This is a genomic window from Undibacterium sp. KW1, assembly GCF_009937955.1.
Lineage (GTDB): Bacteria > Pseudomonadota > Gammaproteobacteria > Burkholderiales > Burkholderiaceae_D > Undibacterium.
Genome location: NZ_AP018439.1, coordinates 3552725 through 3564345, shown reverse-complemented (window position 1 = coordinate 3564345; position 11621 = coordinate 3552725). Strand labels below are relative to the sequence as shown.

The 11621-nt window shown below is 50.9% G+C and carries 8 protein-coding genes; 3 read left to right on the top strand and 5 right to left on the bottom strand.

What is annotated here, in order from left to right:
- Positions 1 to 235 precede the first annotated feature (235 nt).
- On the bottom strand, positions 236 to 688 hold the full coding sequence (locus UNDKW_RS16075) for a cache domain-containing protein (protein ID WP_162059489.1): 453 nt from the start codon (positions 686 to 688) through the stop codon (positions 236 to 238).
- Positions 689 to 996: 308 nt separating this feature from the next.
- Here UNDKW_RS16075 and UNDKW_RS16070 point away from each other — a divergent pair, with 308 nt between their 5' ends.
- Together UNDKW_RS16070 and UNDKW_RS16065 are read left to right on the top strand one after the other, a co-directional pair.
- Positions 997 to 1332, top strand: coding sequence for an energy transducer TonB (locus UNDKW_RS16070; protein WP_162041974.1), 336 nt, complete (start codon positions 997 to 999; stop codon positions 1330 to 1332).
- A gap of 183 nt (positions 1333 to 1515) precedes the next feature.
- Positions 1516 to 3108, top strand: a complete 1593-nt coding sequence (locus UNDKW_RS16065; RefSeq protein ID WP_162059488.1) for a hypothetical protein — start codon at positions 1516 to 1518, stop codon at positions 3106 to 3108.
- Positions 3109 to 3119: 11 nt separating this feature from the next.
- On the opposite strand, the gene UNDKW_RS16060 is transcribed toward UNDKW_RS16065, so the two are convergent.
- From UNDKW_RS16060 to UNDKW_RS16045, 4 genes are all read right to left on the bottom strand, one after another.
- The gene (locus UNDKW_RS16060; RefSeq protein ID WP_162059487.1) at positions 3120 to 4727 is read right to left on the bottom strand and encodes a methyl-accepting chemotaxis protein; all 1608 of its coding nucleotides are present in this window, start codon (positions 4725 to 4727) and stop codon (positions 3120 to 3122) included.
- 312 nt (positions 4728 to 5039) lie between these two features.
- Positions 5040 to 6209 (bottom strand): cyanophycinase, encoded by a 1170-nt coding sequence (locus tag UNDKW_RS16055; protein WP_162059486.1) that lies wholly within the window; start codon positions 6207 to 6209, stop codon positions 5040 to 5042.
- Positions 6210 to 6427: 218 nt separating this feature from the next.
- A complete protein-coding gene (locus UNDKW_RS16050; RefSeq protein WP_162059485.1) occupies positions 6428 to 9142 on the bottom strand; it encodes a TonB-dependent receptor in 2715 nt (904 codons plus the stop codon).
- A 92-nt stretch (positions 9143 to 9234) separates the two neighbouring features.
- Entirely contained in the window at positions 9235 to 10188 is a 954-nt protein-coding gene (locus tag UNDKW_RS16045) for a MurR/RpiR family transcriptional regulator (RefSeq protein ID WP_232063000.1), read from the bottom strand.
- Positions 10189 to 10490: 302 nt separating this feature from the next.
- Here UNDKW_RS16045 and UNDKW_RS16040 point away from each other — a divergent pair, with 302 nt between their 5' ends.
- Positions 10491 to 11609, top strand: a complete 1119-nt coding sequence (locus tag UNDKW_RS16040; protein ID WP_162059484.1) for a succinylglutamate desuccinylase/aspartoacylase family protein — start codon at positions 10491 to 10493, stop codon at positions 11607 to 11609.
- Positions 11610 to 11621: the final 12 nt, after the last annotated feature.

Here is an 11621-nt window from a genome sequence, read left to right as displayed (position 1 = left end):
GCGATGTCGCACAAAGTGTTTGAAAAGATATAAATTCAGCGTATTGCAGGTATTCTGCCAGCCACAGAAAATAAAATAGGACTTACGCAAAACCGTCCCAACTGCGTTGCAGCTCCTAGCCGTACTGAAGTACTGTCTTCGTCGCTACGCCTTGTTGGGACAATTTTGCGTAAGTCCTATAAAAAAAGGTATCGAGAACATCGATACCCTGTCGTGGGCCCAAAGACCTAAAAAGCTACTTCCCTTTATATATACCAGCTTCAAGTATCACATCATTACTGCGGAAAATATAGGTGGTCTTGTTTTCTATCTGCTTGCTGACAGGATTATTGTAGCGGTAATCTACCCAGCCTTTGCCCTTGCTCTTGGCTAGTGCAATGATCTCCTTGCGATAGTATTTACCATCGGCATCTGGCAAATCCAGCATGTTCTTGCCTATCAGTTTGGGGTTGATAGGGTGGGCAATGACGATGCCGTCAAGACCGCGTACATACAGGTAAATCGAGCCATTGATGAAGTCGGGAGTTTTATTATTGATTTCCTGTACCAGGGCATCCTTGCCATTCTTTTGCATATAGGCCAGGCCCTTTTCTACCATGGCAATCGCATCGGCAGGATTGTCGTCGGCCATGACAAATTGGCATTGAGCTGCCAGTAGCAATGCCACCAGTAATTTGAGAATTTTCATGGCTTGTCTCCTTAAAACTTTCCATTTTTATCATCAGCTTTCTTGGCAGCTAGATGTCTGATTTAAGACTAGTGGAGATATGGCGTAAAAGCAAAGTCGCTATGTATGGAAGCGACAATTCTTAACGAGTATTGCCATAGCGCAAAGGGAATAATTTCAGGTAGTAAGCAGGCACAATCTTTAACATTCTCGCTGTGAATTTCCTCAGGAAAATATTGCACTGCGGAAAAAATGTGCAGTAAAATACGCACCTGTTTCCATGTGGCAATATCAAACTTTCCCTGAATCTTGTTCCTCACTTTACTCCCATGAAAAAATTACTTCTCGCTACCGCCATCCTTGTTTCTTCTTTCTCCGCATTTGCCAGTGAAGTTGCTCCTGCTGTCGATAAGCAAACTTGCGAAAAACCAGTTTATCCAAAATCGGCCCTGATGAATGAAGAAACCGGCACCGTCGTATTGTCCGTTCTGATTGGCCCTGACGGCGCGGTAGTTGATTCCAAAGTAGAGAAATCCAGTGGTTCCAAGGCTTTGGACAAGGCAACACAGAAAATTTATTCTTCCTGCAAATTCAAACCAGGTGCTAAAGATGGCAAGCCACAACAAGCCTGGACCAAGCTGGAATATGTCTGGAGCCTTTCCTGATCAGGCATGCTGCTTGCTGATCATCTGGTAAAACAAGAGAGATGCCCTGGCATCTCTTTTTTTATGTGCAAGGCAATATGAATTTTCCTGATTTTTCATACATGTTTGCTAAAGAAATAATGAACATTGTCGATAATCAATTGAAAATTAAGCAAGGATTTATTTCAAGGACGTAAGCAAGCCATGTCAACTATCTCTACCAGTTTGAATACGGTGGTAAGCCCTGGCGTTGGTCAGGCACAGATTCAGACGCAGAATGTGAACCCTCAGCTTGCGCCTGCCTCATCAGCCCCTTCATCAACATCAGTATCCGCGCCTGCAAGTTCTTATCAAGTCAATCTACGCTCCTCTGCTAGTGGCACGGTAGGGCAGACTTATAATCAGGCCGCTGTTGTATCTGCATCTGCATCCACAACTGTGGCTCCTACGGCATGGTGGGAAAATAAGGGCGATGATCATTTCAGTTATCTTCTTGAACAAAATGCCGTTTCAGCGACGACCACAGCAGGGCGTTTCAATGGTCTTGCTAGCGGGCTTATAGAACGCCTGCATGTGACAGGTGCTAACGTCAAGCAGGCATATATCACCACCTCCGTGGATGCAGATGCAGGCAGCAAGGCTGTGGCTGAAGCAGGGCAGGTCAGTTTGAGTGACTTGCGTGACCGTCCCGACCAAAGCCTTGGGCTGAGCGTCAAACTCGCTTCCGGGCAGAAGGTCAGCCTGTCCATCAAGAGCAATGGCAATGGCCTCAGCGTAGAGGCCAGCAGTGATGCAGAGTTGAGCGAGACCGACAGCAAGGCGCTCGATAAACTGGCGGCTGGCCTGGAGGCTGCGGCGCAAAGTTATTTTGGCGAGCAGAAGATCAACCTCAATGCTTTGTCTGGCTTTGATACTGCCGTCATCAGTTCGCTGGAATTGAATATCAAGTCAGGTGACAGGCAAGTCGATTTCAGGATAGATCAGTCACATCATCAGCTCAAACTGACCTCACCCAGTGGCGTGATCGATATTGATGTCAAGCACGACAATGCAGGTCTCAGGGGAAATGCGACTCAAAGGGAGCAGGCTATCCAGCAATTCCTGGGGCAAATCGATAGTGCTGCCAAGCGTGGTCATGCAGATGAAGGCTTGATAGCGCAGTACAAGGAAGCATTTTCTGCCGTACAAAAAATCAATACCACAGATGATACTGGCAATCTTTCAGCGCTGGCACCTGCCAAGGCCCCATCGTTCTGGGATGCCGGCGCGGGCTCCCTGCTAACTGGACTGGCAGATTTTGACGCAAAGATCACGGGGGAAACAACTACGCCAAATCCTTTGCGCTTGCAGGAGAGCGATTATTTCAATTTCCAGACCAGCCAGAAGACGACGCAGGAAGGCCAGTTGTCGAGTGGGAAAATCAGCCAGAAGCTGGAATCCAGCCTTAGCGCAGCTTTCCACCTTGAATTGAAGTCTGGCAAAAAAGCGGAGCTAGGCGAGAGCAAGAACTCGCAGAATTATCGCTACTTCAAAGTAGATGATCATGAGAGCAGCAAGCTCGAATTAGGATTTGAAAAAAATCAATTGAATAGTGCGCGGCTGGAAAAAAGTCATGACCGCAATCTGAGCATCTCCAGTTATGAGTTCGGTAAGCTCATTGATAGCACAACTGTGCCGGATAAACAGACAACCGTGATTGACTTCTCAGCCAATGCGACCCGCGACAATACGGCAACTGAGCAGGCTTTGCAGCGCCAGCGCATCATTACCGGATTGAGCGGGAAAATCTTTCTCTAAGTGATAGCTCTCTAGCGCAAGCGGCGTGGCTGATTCGCCTGGCCAGTTGGCGCTGGACGCACGCTGGCAAGGCTGATCTGCGGCCTAGCGCCAGCTTCTTGCTGCACCTTGAAAATATTGACCACCTGCGCCAGCGCAGCAGCCTGTTCATTCATGGCCTGGGCAGCAGCAGATGCCTGTTCTACCAGTGCGGCATTTTGCTGCGTCATATTATCCATATCCACAATCGCATGATTGACCTGTTCTATGCCCGAGCTTTGCTCCTGGCTGGCTGAGGCAATCTCGGCGACGATATCAGTCACGCGCCTGACGCTGGCCACCACCTCATCCATGGTGGAACCGGCGATGGCAACCAGCTTGCCACCTTCTTCTACTTTTTCTGCAGAGCTGTCTATCAATGTTTTGATTTCTTTGGCGGCAGAGGCCGAGCGTTGCGCCAGGTTGCGCACTTCACTGGCAACCACGGCAAAGCCACGACCCTGTTCACCGGCACGTGCAGCTTCTACTGCAGCATTCAATGCCAGGATATTGGTCTGGAAGGCGATGCCATCAATCACGCTGATGATATCGACGATTTTTTTTGATGATTCATTGATGGAGCCCATGGTCGCCACCACCTGGCCCACCACGCTGCCACCCTGGGTGGCAACTTCAGATGCCGAGATCGCCAGTTGATTTGCCTGTCTGGCATTGTCGGCATTTTGTTTGACCGTAGAAGTCAGTTCTTCCATGGTGGATGAAGTTTCTTCCAGTGCCCCTGCTTGTTGCTCGGTACGGTTAGACAAATCCAGGTTGCCTGAGGCAATTTCACCAGATGCCGTGGCGATGGATTCTGAGCCTGTGCGCACTTCACTGACGACAGAGGCCAGCTTGTCGCGCATGGTCTTGATCGCAAACAGCAGGCTGGACTGGTCATTATCCTTGACTTGTATATCCGCAGTCAGGTCGCCTTCTGCTATATGGCCTACTACCTCGGCCGCATAAGCGGGCTCGCCGCCCAGTTGACCGAGAATAGTGCGTGTCATGTGCCAGGCAAGGGCACCGACCATGGCCATCATGAGGGAGCCCAGGCCGAGCAGGATGCCAGCCTGCTGCCAGAAGGCTTCATTAATATCGTCCAGATAAGTACCGGTACCCACGAGCCATTCCCACGGAGCGAAGCGCATGACGGCATAGATTTTCTCAACCTGGCCTTGTACACCCGGTCTTGTACCCATGGCCTGTACAACACCAATGCTGCTTTTAGCCAGTGAGGCACGGTAGCGGTTTCCAGATTCCTTCATATCCTTTTGCGGTACACCTATGCGGTCTGCCTTGGGGTGCACGAGCAACAAATCATCGTTGTAGCCGCGTACGAAGAAATACATTTCATCTTTATGAAAACTGGAAATCGCCAGCTTGGCCTGTTTTTGCGCATCTTCACGTGAGAGCTTGCCTGATTGTTCCAGTGCATAGGCCTTTGCTATGGCGGCATGGGCCATTTCCACCATGTTGGAAATTTGCTCAGTGCGCTCCCTGGTCATGGTCTGGCGCAGGGAATATAGCGAAATGGCAGAAATAACGGAGATGCCAAACAGGGTGATGGCGCACAGCAAGATGATGCGGGTGCTGAGTTTCATGGTGTGGTCTCACTGGTTTGTTGCAGTATGCTGCAATGCAGTGCGGATGTGAGAGATAAAAACAGGTATCCCCTCTATTTAATCCACCTACATTTGGGGCAGGTCTGCATAGTTTATTAATTGGCGATCACGCAATGTGTCCCGCAAGGTGCAGGGGGTAAGCGTTATCTGGATTGTAAGTGAAGCCAAGATGCCTTAGAGGAAGAATTTGCAAACAAACGACAAATCAGGGCGCGGGTCTTGCGCAGAAGGAAGGACAAGAGGATGGCATTAATGCCATCCTCTTTGATGTAGCCTGATGTCAGGCTTGTTTTATTTATACAGTGGCAGATTCATGCTGACGGGCCGTATGTCCAGGCGCAGATTGTGTACCGTATAGCTTTCTGCCCCGGATGCTCCAGAATAATAGCCCTCGCTGTCAGCCACTTTACTGAAGCTGAATTCAAAACCCAGTTCAGGCTGGGCATCCATACCAAAAGCCAGGCCAGTCGCACGTTGCAGCTTGCTGTCAATCAAATGAAACATCAGGTCAGTGACTACGGTATTGGCGAGGATGTCAGGATAAAAACGCTGCTCAGTATTGTATGCCTGGGCAGGATTAAGCTTGTTTTGCAGCTTGTCAACTGATGGCGTCAGTGTCCTGGTGTGCAAATTAAAGCGGTCGCCCCTGTCCAGATAGCTGATGCGGGCATTGCTGATATTAAAATTCTTTTGTGTGCCATCGGTGGTTGCCTGGTTCAGGTCAAACAGGATTGCGCCTTTATAACCTATGACTTCAACTTCCCCCTGGTTGCTGACCACCATCGCCGTATTTTCATCTACGCCCAAGCCCAGTTTGTAATTCTTTTTGAGCATGACAGGCAGCATGCGGGCAAAACGGCCACGGATGATCAGGTGCTGATCTATGAAAACGTCGGGGCCTATAAAGCCCAGACCAGCCGCAATCTCCTTGCCATCAGTGACACCGAGCTTCAAGGTAGGCAGTACTGGCTTGGCATCATAAAACATGGTCGTGCTCATAATGGCAGCACCGGCACTGCTGCCAGCGATGACACCGCCACGCTGATATAACGCCCAGATCGCTTCCAGCATCGCTGTTTTGCTGCCATCTGGCTTGACCAGCGCCTGTATGATGCGACCCTGGTCACCACCGGTGAAATACACGCCGCTGGCATCTTTCAGTTTGTCCAGCCAGGTCGTGTTGCTGACGATTTCGTCTGGCTTGAATTGCGCATGCTTGACCGACAGGGGTATCAAAAATGCCTGGGCGCCGTTCTGGTTCAGGGATTCCACCGCAAACGCCCCTGATTTTTCCGGGCTGCCAGCTGCTGCAGGGATGACGGCAATCTTTGCGCCCCTGCCGCCGGCCTGCCGTACGATGCGTTGCCACACCACAGAATTATCCATGCGCAAGGCACCGCCTATGATGACGAGTGAGCCTTTTGATTGTTGAAGGGTGTTGTCTTCTGCGTGAGCATTCATGGGCAATTGCCAGATTAAAAGAGTTAGCCAGCTTAGCAAACTACGCAATAGCCAACTGGAATTTTTCAGAGAAATTGTCATTATTTTCATCCTGATTTTTTGATATTGTAAGTGATTCAATTCATCGCTATGCGTATGCGTTTAAAAAAAGGGACAACACCAAGTGTTGTCCCTAATATTCACGCAGGCGCTGCTTTGGAAGTGATTATTGATATAGCTTATTTAAAAGAGTAGTTGCCAGATATGTAGATGAAGCGGCCACGTGGGTCGGTATAGCTGGGGTCATAACCAGCGATGAAGCTATATACCTGGTTGGAACGTGGCGGATTCGTATCCAGCAGGTTCTTGATGCCTGCACGCAAGCTGAATGCCTTGCTGAATTTATAGCTACTACTCAAATCCCACAAGACATAGGCGGGCACGTCACGGGTGCTGCCATCGGCCAGGGCATTCTGATCGTGATAACCCTGGTAGTAAGTCTGCTGCAGTGTCGCGCCCCATGGGCCACGGTCAAAGTCAAATGTCAGGGTATGTCTCCAGCGTTGTACTACCTGGGTGTCGGTGTAGATACCTACGCCATTCACTTCCGGGCTGGCAGCCGTGTTACGAGTCTTGTAGTCGATGACATAAGTACCGTTCAGGCTGATATTGAATTTGCCCAGACTGTTTTCTGGCAGCTTCCAGTTGACGTTGACATCGACGCCTGAGGTTTTCAACGAGCCTATATTTTTCACACGACCATCGACTGACAGGATAGGGCCCGGGATGCCTGGCAGGCTGGGATCAGCCGCACCACGTATCGCGTAGCCTGGGTTGGACTTGGGGGCGCTGAAGTAAGCACCTTCGTTGGCCAGCAGGGTGTCAGACTTTTCTATGCGCCAGTAATCGAGGGAGGCAGTCAGGCTGCGGCTGGGTTCAACGACGATACCGGCAGAAAACTGCTTCGATGCCTCAGGCTTCAGATTGGCCGTACCGCCCTTGATCAGGTCAGGCTGTATGCCGCAATAATCCGGGTTCTTGGTATTGTCGATATTGCCGGTCTTGATACAGCCAAGCGGGTCATTATAGATACCGCTGGTCTGTCCTGTGCGTGCTGGTTCATTGATGTCAGCCAGGCTGGGGGCGCGGAAACCGGCACTGTAGGAGCCGCGTACCACGACTTCCTTGGCTGGTGTCCAGCGCAAACCAAATTTTGGATTGGTGGTGCTACCTACATCGTTATAGCTGTCATGGCGCACGGCAGCCTGGGCTTCGAGATTGCTGAGTATGGGCAAATTCAATTCGGCAAACAGGGCCTTGACGGTGCGGCTGCCACCGTAAGCTGTTGCAGCACCATCACCGCGTATCTCACCTGCAGCCAGCAAGGCAGACGGGGTGAACTCCAGTTTCTCACGACGGTATTCTGCCCCTATTGCCAGGCCTGCATTGCCGCCTGCCATGGTAAATAATTCGCGTGAAGCCTTGATGTCAAACGCATCGGTAGTCGCTCTTGACTGACGGGCAGCATCGCTGATCTTTGCTGCATTCAGCAGACTCGTACCTTCAGTTCCTGATGGGCCGAAGGGATTGATCTTGCCTGTCAAAAAGGCGCTGTCAAAAGCCGATGTCCTGACATAACCATCGACATATTTGTCATCAACCTTGCTGACGCTATGATTCAGGGCAGTATCATAATCCCAGCCTGCGATTGTGCCTTTGGCACCGACTATCAGGCGTTGCGCAACTGCATTGACTTCATTGGTGCGCGGGCCCGCCGCACTGAGACGCAAGCCTACGCGCAAAGGAGTCTTGTTGGTCGTGATCAGGTCATTCGGATAATAAATTCCAGTGACCGGGTAATTCAGGTTGGTGACCGTCAGTGGGCTGATGCGGTAAGTGGTTTTGGTGTCGCTGTGGAGTACTTCAGCAAACAGGGTATTGTCGGCATCGATAGCAAACTGGGCACGACCCAGCAGCGATGCGCGCTGCGATTCAGGGAAAATCTCGGTGTCATGCATGTAATCATACAAGCAGGCTTTGCTGCCGACAAAGCTGTCTGCCGCAAACACCGTGGCAGGTGGGTTGCAAGTCGGGGCGCTGGGGTTCAGGCGTGAGCCGGTTGCCCCGCCACTGGCCGTGGTGCGGCGTACATTCGCCGGGAAAGTGTTGGAGCTGCCCACATCCAGATTGATGTCAGGCTGATAGGCAGAGCCTATCCATGAACGTTGGGTAGAGCGCAGGCTACCGGTGTTCTGGAAATTCGCCACACCCATGAGGTTGTACCTGTCCTGAGTCAGGCTGCCTATCCCGCCAGACAGGCTGATGATTTTTTTATCTGCACCATCGTGCTGGGTATTGCCCGCGTAAGCGGATATTTCTGCACCCTGGTAATCAGGGCGGGTAATGAAGTTGATGACACCACCAATCGCATCTGCACCATAGATCGCTGATGCACCGTCTTTCAAGACTTCCACGCGCTGTATGGCGGCGGAAGGGATGGAATTCAAATCCACACCAGACGAGGTACCAGGTGAAGCGAAGTTGGCAAGGCGGCGGCCATTCAGCAAGATCAGGGTGGATGACACACCGATGCCACGCAGGTTGGCACCATTGAAGCCACGTTGCGTACCACCGTTGTCGCTGAAGCTGGCACCGTCCGTCAGGCCCGCTGTGCTGGCCGACACTTTGCTCAATAATTCTGCCGCCGTGGTGACGCCTGACTTTTCTATCGATTCGCGGCTGATGATTTGCACGGGCAGGGCAGTTTCTGCATCAATGCGCTTGATTGACGAGCCAGTAATCTCTACTCGCTGCGGTTTGTTGGGATCATTCTCAGTTTGCGCCCATGCAGTCTGCTGGGCCATGCCCAACATCGCCATGACACTCAATGCAGACCAGGTTGCGACAGCCAATTTCTTGGGTATGGGCTGACATGCTTGTTTTTTCGTTGCCATTGCCTTCTTCTCCTCAGGTTTTACAGAAATTTAAAAAAAGCATCCCCCTCAGGCACTCCGGGGAGTGACTGTGATTCGCTAATTTTGTTTATTTACTTCTTGGGTTTATTGCTATCCGGCTGTGTGTATTTGACGTTGTTGTCAGCGCTATGCAAATAGGCTGATATGGCTTCGGTCAGGCGCATGGCTTTTTCCACGTTCTTTTTATTTGACACCATCATGCTGCTGACCAGGGCTTCGATGACGGCGATCGCAGCACTGGCACTGCTGGGCAAGACGCCGTGGGTGCTTGGTGCCAGCAGCAGATAATGACCCAGTTGTGCGATCGGCGAGGCTGGGGAATCGGTGATCGTGACTATGCACGCATCATGGTCGCGTACAAACTGCGTGAGCTTGATGACGTCCAGCGCATAGCGTGGGAAAGAGATGACGATGAGTACATCCTTGTCAGTAATATTCGCGAGATGACCTGCCGCGACTTCAGTGCCGCCATACCCCACCACTTCCACTACATGTGAGCAGAATGGCTGCAAATGCAGGGCCAGCATGCCGGCCAGATGGGCACTCAGACCAAAGCCCATGACATACACGGTTTTAGCCTTGGCGATGTGACTGACTACCTCGTTCAGGTCTGATTCAGACATGCCCTGGTTTGCTGCATCAATATTGGCAGCAGCAAACTGCATGCTGGTATGGGCAGGCGAGGGCGCATTCTTTTTTGCTTCTATGGTATTGCGCAGTTTTTCTACCGGCTGGAACACGGCCTGCACCACTTCTGCAATCTGGTTACGCAGTCCCGCATAATTATTAAAGCCCATGTCACGCGCAAAGCGGCTGATGGTGGCGGTTGATACATCACATTGTTCTGCCATGTCTTCTATGCCGAGCGCCGTCACCTTGACCTGATTACGCAAGAGGAAATTGGCAATGCGTTTATAGGATGCTGAGCCTTCCTGCAAGACCAGCATCAGGGATTCACCCAGCGTGGATTTGGCAAAGACCATTTCCGGCGAGGCAGATTCAACAGGGGGATTTAATTTTTTCATGTGCCGTATTCGGTAAAGCATTCAGTAAAACATTGAGTAAAACTTTTTTCGATGAATGAACTGTAGCCCTGTTTAAAAATATTTTCAATACTATTTGTCGTTTTATTTTCATAAATGTAGAATATGTAAAAAATCGTTCATTAATCGCAGTGAGGACGGGTTCAGCAGTGTTGTATTTTTCTGCTTGCAAAAGCTGCTATTGAAAAAATGCTGTGGAAGCATGAACAATATGTGCCACAAGATAAATACTGTATGAGTCACTTTTTGGTCTTACCATCACCAACAAAAGAAAAGAGTTTTTTATGCAAATACAAAGCCATGCCTTGCCAGATATCAGTAGCGGGACAGTGCGGGAGTTGCGGAGTTTTCATTACGGCACTCCAGACCAGGGCCGGAAGGTGTATATACAGTCGTCCTTGCACGCAGATGAAATACCCGGCATGCTGGTAAATCATTATTTGCAAGAGATGCTGGAGCAGTATGAAAAAATCTCTGCAATTGCGGCCGAAATCGTACTGGTGCCGGTGGCCAACCCTATAGGTCTGGCACAGGATATACAGGGCACGGCTTTTGGCCGCTTTGATCTGGCGACTGGTGTCAATTTCAACCGTGGCTATCGCTACCTGACACCACATCTTTTGCCTCTGCTGGAAGGCAAGCTGAGTTCGGATGAAAAAGAAAATGTAAAGCTGATACGCCAGCAGGCACTGGCAGTGCTGCAGGCATGGCAGCCAGAAACAGCAACAGAACAGCAAAAGAAAATCCTGCAAACCCTGGCAGTCGATGCTGACATCGTGCTGGATTTGCATTGCGATAACCAGGCTGTCATGCACTTATATACGGGTACTCCATTGGCGCAAGATTGCATGCCACTGGCCGCCTACCTCGGGGCGCAGGCAGTGCTGGTCTCGGTATTGTCGGGTGATGATCCTTTTGATGAATCTTGCTCACGCCACTGGTGGGAGCTGGCACAACATTTCGGTACGGCGACGCCTGTTCCAAATGCCTGCCTGTCCATCACGGTGGAATTGCGTGGAGAAACTGAAGTCAGTCACGAGCTGGCGCAGGCAGATGCCACGGCCATCATCAATTTTCTCAGACATGCGGGTTACCTGCCTGGAAAAGCATCGGCCTTACCTCAGGCCTTATGCCAGCCTACACCGCTGGAAGGTGTTGAGCCTTTGCGTGCCCCACATGCAGGCATCCTGGTGTTTACCAGAGAGACAGGCGATCACGTCAAGGCAGGTGAGAAAGTGGCCGACATCGTTGACCCGATCAGCGCGAAGCTGACACCAGTACTGGCAACTGTATCCGGCATTTTATTCGCCCGTGTCGCCAGACGCTATGCCACGCACGGCATGCGCATTGCCAAAATCGCTGGCCCCGTTGCCTATCGCAGCGGTAATTTACTGTCCTTGTGACCAGGAATGCAT